The following is a 16382-nucleotide window of genomic DNA, read 5'->3' as shown; positions in this document are numbered from 1 at the left end:
CACATTCGTTGTGCATGGCAAAGGTGGTTGATTCAGAACTGGTTGGGGTTTTTGCGGTGCGTATGCGTGAAGAGCGTTTGCGCCTCGGAATTTCTCAGGAAGAGTTGGCACATCGGGCCAATCTTGACAGGACCTATGTCAGCGGTTGCGAACGGCGTTTGCGCAATCCGTCGTTGGTATCTGTTGAGCGGATTGCAAACGCGCTGGGCATCCCAGCCGGGGATTTGCTTAACTCTTCGGAGTGACTGCCTTCCGGTGGAAACGAAGCCGAGCATTTCTTGACGGGAGAACAGGAGCCATGGATACTCAATTTTAGCGCGACTCTTTTTGGAAAAGGATTCCCGGTTGGGCAAATCGAAGACGTATTCACTTTACCTTGCGAAAGAAGACGTAACCGATTTTGAGGATGTTTTCACTGAGACGGCCAAGGACAGAATTAAGGCGGGTGATGTAACTCTTTCGGACACTGATGATCTAGGGGAAGCTGCGTCCGTTTTTGTGTTTGAGAATGTGCCGAAACATCCAACTTGGTTTTCAGACGTCACCGGGGTTTTCGATGGTATCCCGGCTATTAAAAACAAGTCGTCATGCGCTGTCGTTGTCTTTAGGCACGTGGACCGGGTCTTTGTAACCACTTTCGCACATGGGTGGCAGTATATCGACGACACAAAAATTGAGTCTGATTTCGGCTTGCGTGTCGCGATCAATTCACTCGACGACAGTAAGGTTCGAAGAATTGACAGGAGCAATCTTGGCGAAGCGATAAAAGGCGTTTCCCAGTCGGCATTTCAGAGAGACCTTCAAGCTTTCGGAATAGATGAAGCTCTTGATCTCGTAAGGCGCATTTCCGGTCGTATTGAAGACGATGACTTCGCCAACAGTGTCTCTGGTGCGACTGCACTAAAGATCACCCGGGAAATGACGCTTGCGGAGCTTCCCGAGGTCGCGGAAGAAGCGCTGACCCGATCCCAGTCGACGGACTATCAGTCGAGCGGTTTCTATATCATCGACAAGGTTCGGCCCATTCTTGATCGTGTTGTGCTTGCTGAACTCGATGCAAAGGCCGTCGAGATCATTAGCGACGGGGCAGACAACTTCGAGCTTTCCATGCCGGGCTGGTCCGAAGAAGATGTCGTTTACTACGGGTTAAAGGGACCGGGACTGAGGGACCGCTTTCCCGATCTTCTGATGTCGCACTATCGGAATGCCCTTGGCGAGAAGATCGGTGATCTGGATGTGGAAACGATTGCCCGCAAGCATGGCGTATTCGCCGAGTTCAATAATGATTCAGCGGTAAAGAAGCGGTGGAGTATTAAGAAGGCGTTGGTGGGATCGGTTGTTCATAACGGCGGCCTGTACGCGATCAGCGAGGGTGATTGGTTTCGGCTGGATCAACAGTTCAAGACTGACATCGATGCTGCATTTGGTGCGCTCAAGCAGGATTGGGCAACACCGCCTTTGATGATTGTGAAAAAGGTTTCTGAGGACGGGAAGAAGACAGGTTTCGAAAGCGAGTTGAGCTACAACCAACGTTGCGCTGTGAAATATGGTCAGGTTTGTTTGGATCAGGAAATGCTGATGGTGCCTGCATCCCCGCATGGCAAGTTTGAGGCGTGCGACCTTCTGGACATTGCAAACAAACGCCTGATCCACGTGAAGAAGAGTTCCCGTCAGTCGAGTGTGTTGAGCCACTTTTTCAAACAGGGCAGCAATTCAGCGCGCATCCTCAAGACGATTCCGGAAGCACGGGATGCTTTGGTGAAGAAAGTGGGAGATTTGACCGACGCCGCTACGGCGAAAGCATTAGAAGACGCCTTGGGCGACTCGATGGATGGATGGACGGTAGAGTTTCACATCGTTGACGCACCGCGAAAAAACGGTGAGTTTATGATCCCGTTTTTTAGCCGGATTACGTTGCGTGACGAAGCACGTATGCTGAAAGGCATGTCGTTTGACGTTTGTTTGCGCTTCATCCCAACACCATCAGCATAGTTCGAAGGAATTGTCGCGGACACGCCGGGATACTTCTTGGCCGCATTTCAAAAATAGAAAAGCTGCAATATAATTAAGAAAGGCAGTCAGATGACGATCGAAGAATTCATCGCCCATATTAAACGGAGCCCGCAACACCGTTATCTGTATCACTTCTCTGACGAAAGCAACTTCGATAGCATCAACCGCCTTGGGTTAGTGTCGAAAGAGCGCATGCGCGTAGAAGGATGGTGGCCAACCACCACAGGTGGCAATGATTGGAGCCACACTCAGGACACTGTAAGGGGCATTGACCCCTATGTTAGCCTTTGCTTCACGTCCAACCACCCCATGAAGTTCGTTGCCCACAATGAGGGGAGGCTACCAAGCCCCCGGTATTTGGCCATCAACCCGGAAGTGCTTCTGGTGCCGGGTGTAAGAATTGCCTTTGGTGTCGCGAACGCCAATGATACCGTAATCCTTCCACTGAATGAGGCATTGGCGCAAATTGACATTGAAGTTATCTACTCTCGAACCGACTGGTCCGATCCGGCTGTCAATGCTCGCCTCCGAGCGGCAGAGAAAATGGAAATATTGGTACCTAACGGTGTGGAGCGCGCAATGATAGCGGGAATTGTGTAGTGGCAAGCCGACCCGTCTTTCTCCCGGTGTTCGAAGGCCGCAATCTCGTCTTAGAACGAGCCTTCGAGTTCCCGTGGGCTTCGGGTTTTGCTGAGGTTCAGAAGAAGAAGAACATTGTAGCTCTGCACAATGCAGCGCATCGCCACGGAGTCGAGAACATCCTAGAAATATCTTCCAAGTCGGCTGACGAACTTGGAAGACGCCTTAGCGCGTTCAGCTTGAAAGTCCCCATCGAAGTTGGAAAGCGCCCGCTGGAAAGCGTGTATCAGGGATCAAAAGTTTTTGAGAAAGGCGGGCCGTTCCCTCAGGTTTTTGACATGACGCCACGCGAAGCCAAGCGCTTCATCCGGGATCAAGACAAAGGCAAACTCATCCGTTTTGAACTTGATGGTAGACGCTTCCCGCTATCCCCAAAGAGCGCATTCTATGACTGGCTGTACATCCGGGCCCTTGTCGAACATGCCGACTGGATCAGCCGCAATGTTCACTATGAAGCTTTCACCGACATTGAATTCAACCCAGCCAAACAAGTGAACTGCCAAGCCCGCGCGTTTGCAGAGTATTTGAGTCTTCTCAACCGCTCAAAACTCCGAGAGGCAGCGGAGAACTTCGAGAAGTTCGCGGATATGCTCAGCCCGGTTTGACTGGTGTCCTGCGGTATCGTGACAGGCCTGCGGACATCGATGCGCATGTGCCATATTGTTTCGATCTACGAATCGTCACATCACCCCATTTCCAGAAGGTCAAATCTGACTAAACTGAGTCACCCCTACGTCACCCCTTGATGTGCCAAAAGATCGGAACCCCCCCCCAAAAACGTTGGCTTTTTCTCGTGACGCGAAATTTTCCCGCGAAGCTAAACTTCTCGTAAGGTGTTGATCTAACAGGATATTCGTGGTGCCCGGGGGCGGAATCGAACCACCGACACGAGGATTTTCAATCCACTGCTCTACCCCTGAGCTACCCGGGCACGGGATGCGTTGACTGTCTTGTCAATCGCTTGGGTGGGTGCCTTCTAGACGCGCTTTGGGTGGGTGTCCAGAGGCTTTTGTCGCAAAAATTTCAATGCGGTTTGCGAAGCTGTCCTTCCATCTCCCGAAGCGCCTCTTCGGCCTCTTCCGGGTCCTCGGAGGGGATCGCGTAACTGCCTGACAGCCACTTGCCCAGGTCGATGTCGGCGCAGCGTTTCGAGCAGAAGGGACGCGCCTTTGGGTCGGTCTGTTTGCCGCAGATCGGGCAGGTCATTCCTGCACCGTGGCCAGCAGGGACCGCATCGGCAGCCGTTCCCGTTTGCGCTGCATTTCGAACAGGCCCATGGTGGTCCAGCCGACCAGAGAGGTCTCGATCCCGTCGGATTTGAAGGCGGCGCGCAGCGATTGTTCCACCTGCCGCCGGTGCGCCTTGGACATGGGCGCGAAATCCACCACGATCTGTCCGCCCAGCCCACGCAGACGCAGCGCGCGTGGCAGGGCCCGGGCGGCGGCAAGGTTAGCCTTGAGCGCCGCGGCCGGGGATGTATCGCCGCCGGTGTTCACGTCGACCGCGACCAATGCGCGGGTCGCCTCGACCACCATTGTTCCCTCGCCGATCGGCACCTCGGCCCGGCCGATTCCGTCGATTTCATCCAGAACGCCCAGCTGGGCAAATCCGCCCGGTTTGGTGACGACCTCGGCCCGGTCGGTCCAATCGCGCCAGGCCAGAACATGGGGCCCGTCCCCATCGGTCAGCGCCTCGGGGTCCGTGCCCTCGGCATCGCCTGTCACCGCCTCGGCCAGCGCCAGCATGGCGGCGATGTCCTCGGCAATCTCCTCTTCCCCGGCCCCGTCACAGGATGACCGCAGAATCAGCCCGTGCTCCGCCCCCTCCATCTCGGCATGGCCGATGGCAAGGATGCGGGCGCGTTCTTCCTCGTCCTCGACCTGCCGCGACAGGTTGATGCCCGGCGCGCCGGGGGTGACGATGGCATAGCGGCTTTTGAACAGGATCCGGTTGGTCAGGGGCACGGCCTTGCCATCCTCGGCATAGCCGGTGACCTGCGTCAGGATCGGCTGGCCGGGGCGCAGCCCCTTGCCCTGCCGCAGAAAGCCGGTCTGCCCGTCGGGCAGGCGCACCATCATGCCGCCCTGCCCCTTGAGAGGCCGGTCACAGATCGCCCGGAAGATCGCACCGGGGCGCGGCTGGCTGTCATCGTCGATCAGAAGATCGTCAAGCCGCCCGTCGACCATGCGCGCGGCGGCTTCGCGCCCGCCAATGTGGTCGAGAATGATTGTCCGGCCCTTCATGCCGCGCCTCCGTGAACTGGGTATCCCATCGCCTGCAATAACCCCGCGGTTTCGGTCAGGGGCAGGCCCACGACACCGGTGAACGATCCGTTGATCCACGGAATGAAAGCCCCGGCGGGCCCCTGGATGGCATAAGCGCCGGCCTTGCCGTCCCAGTCCCCGGTGGCGAGATATGCGTTCACCTCGGTGTCCGACAGCCGCTTCATCTGCACAATGGTCAACACGTCCCGGACCTTGATCACCCCATCCCGCTTTGCCGCGATGGCGGTGATGACCCGGTGGCGGCGGCCGGAGAGTTTGTAAAGGAATTCAGCGGCTTCGCCTGCGTCCTCGGGCTTGCCCAGGATCCGGCGACCCAGCGCGACAGTGGTATCGGCGCAAAGCACGACCTCGCCCACCTCTGCCGGTACAGCCTCGGCCTTTTCGCGAGCCATACGTTTGACGTAGTCGCGGGGCAGTTCGCCCTTTTGCGGGGTTTCGTCGATGTCGGGTGCGCGCACCGCATCGGGGCGCAGCCCGATCTGCGCCAACAACTCCAGCCGCCGGGGCGAACCGGAGCCGAGGATCAGTTTCGGGGATGCTGCGGTCATGTCCTCACCCAGAAATGCCACCGGGCGACGGCCACGGCTTGCCGTGCAAACCGTTTACCCGCGCGGGGCGAAACGCCGTTTCGCCCTACTTGAAGCGATAGTTGATCCGCCCCTTGGTCAGGTCATAGGGGGTCATTTCGACCTGCACCTTGTCGCCTGCCAGAACCCGGATGCGGTTCTTGCGCATCTTGCCTGCCGTATGCGCGATGATCGTATGGCCGTTTTCCAGCTCGACCAGGAATGTCGCGTTCGGCAGGAGTTCCTTCACGACACCGGGGAATTCGAGCAGTTCTTCCTTGGCCATGTGATCTCCTGAATTGGTTCTTCGCGCCCGAATGCGCGACCGGCGCTTAAATGCGCCCGAAACCGCCGATTTTCAAGGGGCAATCAGCGCAACGACCGGATTGTGACCGTTTCGACCCGCCCATCCTGTTCCGTCCAATGGGCGAAATTGCCAACCTGCCCGGTCTGACGCGGGGCGGCGATGGCTGCGGGGTCCACATCGGCGATGACCCAGCCGGGGGCATCGGTGTCGCCCTGGGCGATGATCCCGTCGGACGGCAGGCCAAAATCGGGCGGGCAGAAGAACCCGACGCGGCCCGTGCCGCTGTCCAAAACGTCACATCCCGCGACCCCACCCAAGACCGGGGCCTGCACGATCAGGCATTGCCCTTCGATGGCGCGGGCACGACAGGATTGGCGGACGCGGGTCTGCCCGGCGGGAAAATCCGTGGCGGATGGGACAAGGATCATATCCGCCCCGGCCTCGACCAATGCGCGGGCCTGAAGCGGGAATTCGCTGTCATAGCAGATCAGCACCCCGATCCGGCCCAGCGCGGTGTTGAACAGCCGAATCTCGTGCCCCGGTGAGATTTGCATCTCGTGCCGCTCGTAGGGGGTGAGGATCAGCTTGTCCTGCCAGTCCAGCTGTCCCTGCGGCCCGAATAGATAGGCGCGGTTCACCGTTCGGCCCACCGCGTCATGGGCGCAAAGCGACCCGGCAAGGATCCAGACGCCGTTGTCCCGTGCCAGCCGCTGGTGCAAGGCGGCCCAGTCCTCGGCCCGGTCGGCCATGCGGTCGGCCCAGGTTGCGGGGTCCGGCTCTCCCTCCGGCGTGCCGATCAGCGCCGCCTCTCCACCCGCGTATTCGGGAAAGACCAACAGATCGGCCCCCTGCCCCGCCGCATCGGCCACCCAGGCCGCCAGCTTCGCCTCAAGCGCGGCGGGCGTCGGGTGCCATTCGGGACGATAGGCGCAGGCGGCGATTTTCATAGTGGCTTGATCCAGAATTGCAGGGGTTTCGGGGATTCACTGGGCTGACCATGATCTTTCCAGCGGAAAATGGCGATGGCCCCGTCCAGTTTGCGATAGCCGCGCTTGCGCCAAAATCCGTCCAGCGGGACATAGGCCTCGGGCCGGTCGGGGTGGTCTTCGGGGCGGATCACCCCGCAGAACGCGGAATAAAGGTACCCAAGAGACCGCGCATGCGCCTCTCGCATGTCAAAGAAAACATGGCCCGCCCCCTGCCCCCGATATTCGGGCAAAAGCACGGATTCGGCGCAATAGAACACGTCGGCCATGGGGATATCGACCTCGGCAAAGGCCTTGGCGAACTGGTCGTCATGGCCAAGAAGCGGCGTCCCGGTCGAGGCGCCAACGATCCGGTCCCCGTCAAAGGCGGCAACCAGCACCGCGCGCGGGTTGTCGCGATAGCTGGACATATATTGCCGCTCATAGGCCAGATCGCCGTCATAGAGATAGGGCCATGCCCGGAACACCTCGATCCGGAGGCGGGCAAGATCATCCAGCGCCGCCTCGACCTCGGCGCCGGTCAGGGTGCGAAACTCCAGCGTCACGCCGCCACCTGCGCCACCCAATCGGCAAGGTTGTAATAGGTGGTCACGCGCGAAATCTTTCCGTCCCGCAGTTCCATGAACGACCCGCCCGGCAGGCGGTAGGTCTGGCCCCGCGCCTCGGGCAGGCCCGCGTCGGTTTGCAGGTAGGTGCCGTTGACGATGAATTCGGCCGCCGCGCGGGTGCCGTCGTCGTTCGCGAAAATCACCATGTCCGTCAGCTCCTCCTTGTAGCAACGGGTCATGTGATCGCAGAAGGCCCTGAACAAATCCTTGCCGGTCCTGATCTTTCCCTCGTTGACGTGGTGGGCGACGTCCTCGGTCAGCTCGGCCAGCATGGCGTCGGTGTCGCCCGCGTTGAAGGCCTCGAAATAGCGGGTCAGGGTGGCGCGCGCGTCGGTCATCGTCGTTTCAACTCTCTCTTGCGGGGCCCCAGCGTTCGATCAGGCGGCCCATGATCTGATCCCGGGTCTGGCGGTAGCTGTCCAACCGCGCCTCCCGGCTTTCTCCCAGACCGGTGGGGTCGAGGATTGGCCAGTACTCTACGTCCAGATGATAGAACCGGGTGAGCTCCAGCGCCCTTCTTTGGCTCGCGGGCGACAAGGCGATGACCAGATCGAAGGACGACAGGTCGTCGCCCCATTGTTCCATCTCGTCGAATGACCGGGACCGGTGGCGGGACAGTTCCACGCCAAGCTCCTGACAGACGGTCACAGCGAATCCGTCGATCTCCAGATCGTTCTTCACGCCGACGGACTGGATATAGCATTCCTGCCCGTAGAGTTTCTTCATGATGCCTTCGGCCATGGGCGAGCGAACCGAATTATGGTCGCAGCAAAACAGGACCGACTGGGGCAAAGGCGGAAAGGTTTTGTCCCCGTCCCCCACCGGTTAGCCTCCCCAGTGCAGAACGCAGATCAGGGTGAACAGGCGGCGGGCGGTGTCGGTGTCCAGCTCTGCCTTGCCTTCCAGCCGCTCCTGCACGACGCGGGCGCCTTCGTTGTGAATCCCCCGACGGGCCATGTCGATCGTTTCGATCTGGCTGGGGGCGGCGGTTTTCACAGCGTCGAAATAGCTTTCGCAGATCTGGAAATAGTCCTTCACCACCTGACGGAACGGCCCAAGCGACAGATGAAATTCACCTGCCGGGGCGTCGGCCTCGGTGCGGATGTCAAACACCAGTCGCCTGTCGCGGATCGCAAGGTTTAGCTTGTAGGGACCGGGCGGGATGCCCTTCCCCTCAGTGTCCGGCAGAGTGAAGCTATTGTCTTCCAGCAAATCGAACACGGCAACCTTGCGCTCCTGCTCGATCTCGGGCGTGGGCGGCGGCAGGTTGCTGTCGTCGATGGCAATCTCGATGATCTTCGACATGGCCCTACCCCTCGTTCAACCGGTCAAGCCGGGCACGGACGGACAGGCCGTGCGCCTGAAGGCTTTCGGATGTGGCAAGCCGTTCAGCGGCGGGGCCGATGGCGGCCAGCGCCTGCGGGGTCATGCGGGCAAGGGTGGTGCGTTTGACGAAATCCATCACGGACAATCCACTTGAAAACCGGGCCGACCGGGCGGTGGGCAGCACGTGGTTGGGTCCGCCGATGTAATCGCCAATCGCCTCGGGGGTCCAGCCCCCGATAAAGATCGCGCCCGCATGGGTGACGCGGGCCGCCAATGCCTCGGCGTCGTTCACGCACAGCTCCAGATGTTCGGGCGCGATCCGGTCGGACAGGGCCACGGCCTGATCCATGCTGTCCACGGTGATCACCGCACCGAAATCGCGCCAGCTGGCCCCGGCGATGGCCCGGCGTTCCAGCGTTTCAAGCCGTTTGTCCACGGCGGCGGCCACGGCCTGCCCAAAGGCCGCATCGTCGGTGATCAGGATCGACTGGGCGCTTTCGTCGTGTTCGGCCTGGCTTAGCAGGTCCAGCGCGATCCAGTCCGGGTCGTTGTCGCGGTCGGCGATGACCAGAATTTCAGACGGCCCCGCGATCATGTCGATCCCGACCTTGCCAAAGACCCGGCGTTTGGCCGCGGCAACAAAGGCGTTGCCCGGCCCGGTGATCTTGTCCACGGGCGGGATGGTTTCAGTGCCATAGGCAAGGGCCGCGATCGCCTGCGCCCCGCCGATGCGGTAAATCTCGTCCACCCCGGCAATCCGGGCGGCAAGGATCACCAGCGGGTTCGTCACCCCATCGGGGGTCGGCACGGTGATGGCCAGACGGGACACTCCCGCAACCTTGGCCGGGATCGCGTTCATCAGGACCGAGGACGGGTAGGATGCCAGCCCGCCCGGCACATAGAGGCCCGCCGCCGACACGGCCGTCCAGCGCCAGCCAAGCGAGGCACCGGTGGCATCCTCCCAGCGGGCGTCTTCCGGCATCTGACGTTCGTGGTAGGCGCGGATGCGATCCGCGGCGAGTTCAAGGGCGGCACGATCCTCGGGGCTGACCTTGGCGCACTCCGCCTCGATCTCGGCCTCGGAAAACCGCAGGGTCGCAGGGGTCAGGTCCAGACGGTCGAATTTCGCGGTCAGGTCGATCACTGCCGCATCGCCACGCGCCCGCACATCGGCAATGATTCCGGCCACGACGGCATCCACATCCGGGCTGTCTTCGCGCTTCATTCCCAGAAGCGCGGAAAAGCGGGCTTCGAAATCGGCGTCACGGGTGGACAGAAAATGCGGCATGGGCAGGCTCCTTCCCCCGCCTGATACAAGGGGCGGGGCCGGGCATCAATGCGGCGTTTGGGGTCTGGCCGCGCGCCTAGTCGTCCAGCCGCCGGATCAACTGGATTTCGTCGACATAGTTGCCCTTGATCAGCAGCGCGCGGGGGATCACGCCGAAGCGGACAAAGCCGTGCCGGGCGTAGGCGTCATAAGCGCGGGTGTTGGTTTCGGCGACAGTCAGTTCGATCTGGGCCAGCCCATCGGCGCGGCCCTGCGCAATCGCCGCTTCGATCAGCAGATCGACCGCCCCTTTTCCGCGCAACCGCTTGCGCACATAGACCGCGTGCAGGCTGGCGCGGTGGCGGGCGTTCAAACCATCCTCGCGGTCATAGGCCAACAGCCCTTCCAAGCCCTTGTCCGTCCAAAGGCCGAAAATAACGCCCCCTTCCAACCGCTGAATATAGCGGGATTCGGGAAGGGTCTCCCATTGCGCGAGGGTCGAGCCATAGGCCTCGGGATGCAGGCGCAGCGCCTCCAGCCGGACATGGCGAAAGGCCAGCGCATCGGCGGCTGTCAACCGCCGGACGATCATTCGGGATGATCCGGCGTCTTTTTCGATGGCGCGATGTAGGGGCGGGTGACGTCCTGAAGGAGGACTTCCAGCGCCTCGACCTCCAGCGCGATGGCCCCGTCCCCTGCGAGGGTCAGGGTCACGCGGCCGGTTCCGTCTTCGCCCGCTTCAAAGGAAATAGACAAAAGCGATAGAACGACATCGGAATCGCCACGCGGCACCCCTTGAGATTGCACTTTTCGAACATCTTCGATGGACAGGACAGATTGAACCCGCTCCACCGCGCGGCGCCGGGTTGCGGCCCGGTCGGCATCTTCCCAACGGAACCGGTTCAGCAGGATCGCAAAGCGGCGCTGCCGGGGCAGCCATTGCATTTCCGACGCCGGAAAGACCGCATCCTGCGCCAGTGCCGACAGGACCGACAGGTCCATCTCGTCCAGCGCCTTCAGGCGCAGCGGCTTGTCGCCGCCATCCTCGAATCGTGCGTCTCCGGTCACTCGCCCGCCACCCTTTCGATCTGTGCGCCCACCGCGCCCAGCTTTTCCTCGACATGCTCATAACCACGGTCAAGGTGATAGACCCGGTTCACGCGGGTTTCCCCCTCTGCCGCCAGCCCCGCCAGAATCAGCGAGACCGAGGCGCGCAAATCCGTCGCCATGACCGGTGCGCCCTTCAGACGGTCGACCCCGTGCACCGTGGCATGGCCTCCGTGCACCTCGATACTGGCGCCCATGCGGACAAGTTCCGGGGCGTGCATGAACCGATTCTCGAAAATCTTCTCTTCCAGCACGCTGGTGCCCTCGGCGGTGCAGAGCATCGCCATCATCTGCGCCTGAAGGTCCGTGGGGAACCCGGGGAAGGGTTCGGTGGTCACGTCCACCGCGCGGGGGCGGTCGCCATTGCGGGCCACTTTCAGCCCCTCGGCGGTTTCCGTCACCTCGACCCCGGCCTGATGCAGTTTTTCGACAAAGCTTTCGACCAGCGACAGACGGCCGCCAATGCATTCCACCTCGCCCCCGGCGATCACCGGGGCCAGCATATAGGTGCCCAGTTCGATCCGGTCGGTCACCACCTGATGGGTCGCCCCGCCCAGACGGTCCACGCCCTGCACCTCGATCCGGCCGGTGCCGTCGCCGTCGATCTGGGCGCCCATCTTGCGCAGGCAATCGGCCAGATCGACGATTTCAGGCTCGCGCGCAGCGTTGTTGATCACTGTGGTGCCCTTGGCCAGCGTCGCGGCCATCAGCGCGTTTTCCGTCGCCCCGACCGAGGCAAAGCGGAAATCAATGGTGCCGCCTTTCAGGCCACCCCGGGCGACCGCATGAAGATAACCGTCCTTCAACTCGATCTCGGCCCCCAAGGCCTCAAGCGCGGTGACATGCAGGTCCATCGGACGCGCCCCGATCGCGCAGCCGCCGGGCAGCGACACGACCGCATGGCCCTCGCGTGCAAGCAGCGGACCCAGCACGAGGTTGGAGGCGCGCATCTTGCGCACGATCTCGTAATCCGCGGTGGTCGAGTTCAGCCCGTGGCTCGACAGCACCTGCACCTTGCCGTCATGCAGCGCGGACACTTCGGCCCCCAGCGACTGCAACAGAAGGGTCATCGTCTTGATGTCCGACAGGCGCGGCGTGTTGGTCAGGGTCAGCGGCTCTTCGGACAGAAGGGTTGCCGGCATCAGGGTCAGTGCCGCGTTCTTCGCCCCCGCGATCCTGATCTTGCCCTTCAGCGGCGTGCCGCCCTTCACGATAATCGAATCCATAGCCTGCCTATTCGTCTTTCCCGGCGGGGTCGTCCGCCGTCTTGCCTGTGCCACGGGCGCGCGCCTGCGCCTTACGCCGGGCCATATTCGCCTTCAGCGCTGCCTTCAAACGGTCTTCCCGCGTCTGCGTGGATTTCCGCCCGGTCTTTGGCCCGTCTTTCTGCTCCATGACCGCGTTGTTAAAGGAAGGTGCAAAAACCGTCCAGAGAGGGCTTGCGCCCGATTTCGATTAGGGCTAATCCCCGCCTCGCAGATGCTGCAGTAGCTCAGTGGTAGAGCACTCCCTTGGTAAGGGAGAGGTCGGGAGTTCAATCCTCCCCTGCAGCACCATCCTTAATTCCTTTGATGTGTTGCACAGTTCAGGCGTTGGGCCTAATAATACATTGCACTGGACGGCCTTCTACAACACCCTGCGGGTGGGTTGGGTATGGTTGGTTCGGTGCAGGTCATGAAGCTAGGAAAGTATTCCGGTACAGTTCTTCAGTTCGACTTTGGCGATTTCTATTGCTACGGCATTTGCGTCGGGGCGAGCCAGTTGCCGCATGAAGACTCCAAGTCGGCCAAAGGCATCTTCATCGTCCGGATGCTTGCTCCGGCGGTGTCTGAGGAAGTGTCCGACCTGAACGTCATACACGGCTTTCCTCTTCGGACTTATGTGCGGTTCCATCTTGGCGCCATGATGCGCCAACCTGAGGTCACGATCCTTGGACAGGTCGAGTTGTCCGAAAGCGAACTGTCGGAACCCACCTTCAAGAGTCTTGGTCTGTTTGCGCCTGGAGCGAAGGCCAAGGGATGGTGGTTGCTCAACAGCAATCGAGAGGATTGGGTGACAAGCCTGACACCTGAAGAAAGGCGCTTCCCCATAAATGGGGTCTACGGTCTCGTTGGCTTGCGGGAACTCTACGACTTGGATCTCTACCCCGAGTCCGAAATTTATTTCACGAATGCCCCAGCCTAACCAATGAATGCCTGCCAACCACCTTACATCGGGAAACTCACCCGCAGTTGCACGGTCTCGATCCCCGGGTTCTGGGCGAATATGTCGGCGTTGGACCGGTGGTCGTAGGCCAGTCCGAACCGGACCCCGCTGCGGGTTTCATAGCCGAACTCGATCCCCGACCGAAACTCCAGCGGTCCGCCAAGGTCGAACCCGTCGTTGGGCGCGTAAAGCCCCGGCATCAGGTGCAATTCGGCGAAATAGGGCGTGTCGGGGCGGGTCAGTTCGTAGGTGACGCCGTAACCCATCCACAGCTCTCCCTTCTCACCCACCGACAGGCCCGCGGCGGTGCCGAAGGGGCCGAATCCTCGACCGAAATCGTAGCGCAGGTAGATCTCTCCGGCCGGCTGTGCCCGCCGTTCCAGCACCTCGCCCGCCGAGATCGCGAATCTTGCCTGCCGGTCGTTGCCCGCAAGGCAGCCCGCGTCGGTCCCGCAATGGTTTTGCGCCATGTCGGTCAGCCCGAAGGCCAGCAAGAGCACTGCAAAGGTTCCGTCGGCCATGATACCCCCTTGGTCTGATGGTTGCGGGCTACCATAGACAAGCGGCCCGCGCTGTCCACCGCCCGGCCTAGACGCCCTGAAGGATCGCCAGCGCCTCGGCATGGATGTCACGGTTCGCGGCGGCGATCACGCGCCCGCCCATATGCGCCGGGCCACCGTCCCAGCTTGTGACGATCCCGCCCGCCGCCTCGATCACGGCCTGCGGGGCCTGAATGTCATAGGGGTTCAGACCTGCCTCGATCACAAGATCCACCTGCCCCGCCGCCAAGAGGGCGTAGCCATAGCAGTCCATCCCATAGCGGGTCAGCCGGGCGCGGGTCGCCACAGCGTGAAAGGCGCGGCCCTCCTCATCCGTTCCGACCTCGGGAAAGGTGGTCAGCACTGTTGCCTCGGACAGGGGACGGTGGGCGCGTGTGACCAGCGGCGCGGTGCCGGATGGCCCTGTCACCTCGGCCCGGCCAAAGCCGCCGACGAACCGTTCCCGGATATAGGGCTGGTCGACGATCCCGAAGATCGGCCCCTGTTCGTCCGACAGCGCGATCAGAACCCCCCAGGTCGGCGTGCCCGAGATATAGCCGCGCGTCCCGTCGATCGGGTCGATCACCCAGGTCAGGCCGGAGCGTCCTTTCGTGGTGCCAAATTCTTCGCCCAGAACCCCGTCATCGGGGCGTTCGCGCGCCAGAATATCGCGGATCGCCTGTTCGGCGGCGCGGTCGGCGACGGTGACAGGGTCGAAGCCCGCCCCGGTGCCGGTCTTGTCATCGGTGTCGATCTGGGCAGCGCGGAAATGGGCCAGCGTTGCGGGTCGGGCCGCATCGGCAAGCAAATGGGCGACCCGTTCCAGATCGCCCTTCGTTGCATCGTTCAATGTGTTGCGCATCCCTGCCCCCGACGGTCCCTTTGCACAGGCGGTAGCCCGCCCGCGCAAGGCCCGTCAAGGGTTCGGTCAGGCGGCGTCGCTCAGGACGCGGGCCAGATCGAACAGGCGACGGCGCTGGGTTTCGGGAATGGCATAGTAGGACCGCAGCAGGTCCAGCGCTTCCTTGTCGGCCAGGATATCCCCCGGCAGCGTTGCATTCGCGTCTTCCTGCCCCGCGGCGTCCAGACCTTCGAAGAAGAACGAGATCGGCACCGAAAGCGCGTGGGCGATGTCCCACAGGCGAGAGGCGCTGACGCGGTTCATGCCGGTTTCGTATTTCTGGATCTGCTGGAACTTGATCCCAACTTTTTCGGCCAGCTGCTGCTGGGTGGTGCCAATCATCCAGCGACGATGCCTGATCCGCTTTCCAACATGAACATCAACAGGGTGCTTCATTGTAATACCTCGACTACGGGGCCGACCCTGCTCCTCATGTGTCTTTTCCCGGTTGAGTGCCCGTACACATGGCGATCGGCGCGATTTGATATTGGCCAAGGAAACACGTCTTGGTTGCGTGGGTCTACATGACCTTTAGGATAGGTATCCCCGTTCCAAAGGCGCCGAATCCCGGAATAAACCCGTCCAAAAGGATAGGTTCACGCTGCAAACCCGCTATACTAGCGTCTGCAAGCCAATGATAGAAAACGGGATTCCATGACGCACAAAGCCTTTCGCATTCTCGCTTCGGGCGGGGAACCGACGCTGACACATGTGGAAACCCCCATGCCCGCAAAAGGCGAAGTTCGCCTGAAGATCGAGGCATGCGGGCTTAACTTTGCCGATCTGTTGATGGCGAAAGGGACCTATCAGGACACGCCCCCTGCCCCTTTCACCCTTGGGCTCGAGGTGTGCGGCACGGTGATCGACAGCGGCCCCGAGACAGACGCCCCGCCCCCCGGCACCCGCGTGGCGGTGTTCAGTGGGCAGGGCGGGCTTGCCGAAGAGGGGCTTTTTCCCGCCGACCGCTGCATTCCCGTCCCCGACACAATGGACCCGGCGGTGGCCGCAGGGTTTCAGGTTGCCTATGGCACCTCGCATCTTGCGCTGACCCGGCGGGCCCGACTGCGGCCGGGGGAACGTCTGGTTGTCACCGGGGCGGCGGGCGGTGTGGGCCTGACCGCGATCGAGATCGGCAAGGCCTTGGGGGCCGAGGTCGTGGCCATCGCGCGCGGGGCCGACAAGTTGGCCGTGGCGCAGGCAGCGGGGGCTGACCATGTGATCGACGCGACCACCGACCCGGCTGACATTACCGCCCGGATCAAGGCGCTTGGCGGTGCCGATGTGGTCTATGACGTGGTGGGGGGGGATCTGTTCACCGCCCTGTTCAAGGCCGCCAACCGCGAGGCGCGTTTGATCGTCATCGGCTTTGCCGGGGGCGAGGTGCCGAAGATCCCGGCCAACCACCTGCTGGTCAAGAACATCGACGTGATCGGCTTCTACTGGGGTGGCTACATGGCCTTTAACCCCGAGGCCCTGACCGACAGCATGACCGAATTGATGCGCTGGCATGCCGAAGGGCGACTGAAACCCCATATCAGCCACTCCCTGCCCCTTGACCGGGCCGGCGACGCGCTGGCGCTGCTTGCAGACCGAAAATCCACCGGCAAGGTCGTGGTGACAATGGGCGGCTAGG

General features: G+C 61.5%; 23 protein-coding genes and 2 tRNA genes. 7 read left to right on the top strand and 18 right to left on the bottom strand.

What is annotated here, in order from left to right:
* The first annotated feature begins 14 nt into the window (after positions 1-14).
* The 4 genes from EU803_RS16635 (at position 15) to EU803_RS16620 (ending at position 3257) form a co-directional block, all read left to right on the top strand.
* Positions 15-245, top strand: coding sequence for a helix-turn-helix transcriptional regulator (locus tag EU803_RS16635; protein ID WP_129684916.1), 231 nt, complete (start codon positions 15-17; stop codon positions 243-245).
* Positions 246-345: 100 nt separating this feature from the next.
* On the top strand, positions 346-1992 hold the full coding sequence (locus EU803_RS16630; protein ID WP_165352885.1) for a DUF6119 family protein: 1647 nt from the start codon (positions 346-348) through the stop codon (positions 1990-1992).
* A 90-nt stretch (positions 1993-2082) separates the two neighbouring features.
* Positions 2083-2613 (top strand): DarT ssDNA thymidine ADP-ribosyltransferase family protein, encoded by a 531-nt coding sequence (locus tag EU803_RS16625; RefSeq protein WP_129684912.1) that lies wholly within the window; start codon positions 2083-2085, stop codon positions 2611-2613.
* A complete protein-coding gene (locus tag EU803_RS16620) occupies positions 2613-3257 on the top strand; it encodes a hypothetical protein (RefSeq protein WP_129684910.1) in 645 nt (214 codons plus the stop codon). The genes EU803_RS16625 and EU803_RS16620 overlap by 1 nt, the downstream gene beginning before the upstream one ends.
* Positions 3258-3508: 251 nt before the next feature.
* Here EU803_RS16620 and EU803_RS16615 read toward each other — a convergent pair.
* The 15 genes from EU803_RS16615 to EU803_RS18670 all read right to left on the bottom strand — a co-directional run bounded on the left by EU803_RS16615 (position 3509) and on the right by EU803_RS18670 (position 12499).
* Positions 3509-3583, bottom strand: a tRNA-Phe gene (locus tag EU803_RS16615).
* Between the two features lie 92 nt (positions 3584-3675).
* Positions 3676-3858 (bottom strand): DNA gyrase inhibitor YacG, encoded by a 183-nt coding sequence (gene yacG, locus EU803_RS16610; protein ID WP_129684908.1) that lies wholly within the window; start codon positions 3856-3858, stop codon positions 3676-3678.
* Positions 3855-4895 (bottom strand): ribonuclease E/G, encoded by a 1041-nt coding sequence (locus EU803_RS16605; RefSeq protein WP_129684907.1) that lies wholly within the window; start codon positions 4893-4895, stop codon positions 3855-3857. Before EU803_RS16605 ends, yacG begins: the two co-directional genes overlap by 4 nt.
* Positions 4892-5485, bottom strand: coding sequence for a Maf family protein (locus EU803_RS16600; RefSeq protein WP_129684904.1), 594 nt, complete (start codon positions 5483-5485; stop codon positions 4892-4894). The genes EU803_RS16605 and EU803_RS16600 overlap by 4 nt, the downstream gene beginning before the upstream one ends.
* 85 nt (positions 5486-5570) lie before the next feature.
* Complete coding sequence (infA, locus tag EU803_RS16595; protein WP_008186030.1) at positions 5571-5789, bottom strand: translation initiation factor IF-1; 219 nt, start codon at positions 5787-5789, stop codon at positions 5571-5573.
* Positions 5790-5872: 83 nt separating this feature from the next.
* Positions 5873-6757: a carbon-nitrogen hydrolase family protein gene (locus EU803_RS16590; protein WP_129684902.1), complete on the bottom strand. Its 885-nt coding sequence runs from the start codon at positions 6755-6757 to the stop codon at positions 5873-5875.
* Positions 6754-7341, bottom strand: a complete 588-nt coding sequence (locus EU803_RS16585; RefSeq protein WP_129684900.1) for a GNAT family N-acetyltransferase — start codon at positions 7339-7341, stop codon at positions 6754-6756. The genes EU803_RS16590 and EU803_RS16585 overlap by 4 nt, the downstream gene beginning before the upstream one ends.
* Positions 7338-7742, bottom strand: a complete 405-nt coding sequence (locus EU803_RS16580) for a ketosteroid isomerase-related protein (RefSeq protein ID WP_129684898.1) — start codon at positions 7740-7742, stop codon at positions 7338-7340. The genes EU803_RS16585 and EU803_RS16580 overlap by 4 nt, the downstream gene beginning before the upstream one ends.
* A gap of 7 nt (positions 7743-7749) precedes the next feature.
* Positions 7750-8226, bottom strand: a complete 477-nt coding sequence (locus tag EU803_RS16575) for a low molecular weight phosphatase family protein (RefSeq protein WP_129684896.1) — start codon at positions 8224-8226, stop codon at positions 7750-7752.
* A gap of 3 nt (positions 8227-8229) precedes the next feature.
* Positions 8230-8709 (bottom strand): UPF0262 family protein, encoded by a 480-nt coding sequence (locus EU803_RS16570; protein ID WP_129684895.1) that lies wholly within the window; start codon positions 8707-8709, stop codon positions 8230-8232.
* A gap of 4 nt (positions 8710-8713) precedes the next feature.
* Complete coding sequence (hisD, locus tag EU803_RS16565; RefSeq protein WP_129684893.1) at positions 8714-10018, bottom strand: histidinol dehydrogenase; 1305 nt, start codon at positions 10016-10018, stop codon at positions 8714-8716.
* A gap of 76 nt (positions 10019-10094) precedes the next feature.
* Positions 10095-10589, bottom strand: a complete 495-nt coding sequence (locus tag EU803_RS16560; protein ID WP_129684891.1) for a GNAT family N-acetyltransferase — start codon at positions 10587-10589, stop codon at positions 10095-10097.
* On the bottom strand, positions 10586-11065 hold the full coding sequence (locus tag EU803_RS16555) for a DUF2948 family protein (RefSeq protein ID WP_129684889.1): 480 nt from the start codon (positions 11063-11065) through the stop codon (positions 10586-10588). The genes EU803_RS16560 and EU803_RS16555 overlap by 4 nt, the downstream gene beginning before the upstream one ends.
* On the bottom strand, positions 11062-12330 hold the full coding sequence (gene murA, locus EU803_RS16550; RefSeq protein WP_129684887.1) for a UDP-N-acetylglucosamine 1-carboxyvinyltransferase: 1269 nt from the start codon (positions 12328-12330) through the stop codon (positions 11062-11064). The genes EU803_RS16555 and murA overlap by 4 nt, the downstream gene beginning before the upstream one ends.
* A 7-nt stretch (positions 12331-12337) precedes the next feature.
* Entirely contained in the window at positions 12338-12499 is a 162-nt protein-coding gene (locus EU803_RS18670; protein WP_165352884.1) for a hypothetical protein, read from the bottom strand.
* Positions 12500-12585: 86 nt separating this feature from the next.
* Here EU803_RS18670 and EU803_RS16545 point away from each other — a divergent pair.
* A tRNA-Thr gene (locus EU803_RS16545) sits at positions 12586-12660 on the top strand.
* Between the two features lie 118 nt (positions 12661-12778).
* Positions 12779-13288 (top strand): hypothetical protein, encoded by a 510-nt coding sequence (locus EU803_RS16540; RefSeq protein ID WP_129684885.1) that lies wholly within the window; start codon positions 12779-12781, stop codon positions 13286-13288.
* Positions 13289-13311: 23 nt separating this feature from the next.
* Here the strand turns inward: EU803_RS16540 and EU803_RS16535 are convergent, their stop codons facing one another.
* The 3 genes from EU803_RS16535 to EU803_RS16525 form a co-directional block, all read right to left on the bottom strand.
* Entirely contained in the window at positions 13312-13830 is a 519-nt protein-coding gene (locus EU803_RS16535) for an acyloxyacyl hydrolase (protein WP_129684883.1), read from the bottom strand.
* 67 nt (positions 13831-13897) lie between these two features.
* On the bottom strand, positions 13898-14710 hold the full coding sequence (hisN, locus tag EU803_RS16530) for a histidinol-phosphatase (protein WP_129684881.1): 813 nt from the start codon (positions 14708-14710) through the stop codon (positions 13898-13900).
* Positions 14711-14776: 66 nt separating this feature from the next.
* A complete protein-coding gene (locus EU803_RS16525; RefSeq protein ID WP_129684879.1) occupies positions 14777-15145 on the bottom strand; it encodes a helix-turn-helix transcriptional regulator in 369 nt (122 codons plus the stop codon).
* A 258-nt stretch (positions 15146-15403) separates the two neighbouring features.
* On the opposite strand from EU803_RS16525, the gene EU803_RS16520 reads away from it, so the two are divergent.
* Complete coding sequence (locus tag EU803_RS16520) at positions 15404-16381, top strand: NADPH:quinone oxidoreductase family protein (RefSeq protein ID WP_129684878.1); 978 nt, start codon at positions 15404-15406, stop codon at positions 16379-16381.
* Position 16382: the final 1 nt, after the last annotated feature.

The sequence above is a fragment of the Loktanella sp. IMCC34160 genome (assembly GCF_004145845.1).
Classification (GTDB): domain Bacteria; phylum Pseudomonadota; class Alphaproteobacteria; order Rhodobacterales; family Rhodobacteraceae; genus SELP01.
This window is presented reverse-complemented; position numbering and strand designations above follow the sequence as displayed.